Here is a 230-nt window from a genome sequence, read left to right as displayed (position 1 = left end):
CCCCCGCCACCGTGGCCGCCACGTACTCGCCCAGACTGTGCCCCACCATCGCGGACGGCACCACACCCCAGGCTCGCCACTGCTCCGCCATCGCGTACTGCACCGCGAACAACGCCGGATGCTGCACCCGGGTTTCGTTCAGCCGCTCGGCCGCGCCCTGCGACGGCTCGCCGTAGAGCAGCGCGCGGAGGTCCTCTCCCAGCTCCTCCTGCACCACGCGCGCGCACTGC

Annotated in this window: 1 protein-coding gene; it reads right to left on the bottom strand. The window is 73.0% G+C overall.

All coding sequences use genetic code 11. The features are described 5' to 3' along the window. On the bottom strand, positions 1 to 217 hold a 217-nt coding region (locus tag ACEPPI_RS40995), incomplete at its 3' end, for an acyltransferase domain-containing protein (RefSeq protein ID WP_373920311.1). Between the last annotated feature and the right edge of the window lie 13 nt (positions 218 to 230).

Source organism: Streptomyces sp. AB3(2024), from assembly GCF_041862025.1.
Lineage (GTDB): Bacteria > Actinomycetota > Actinomycetes > Streptomycetales > Streptomycetaceae > Streptomyces.
Note: the sequence above shows the minus strand (reverse complement) of the source record. Positions and strands in the feature narration are given on the sequence as shown.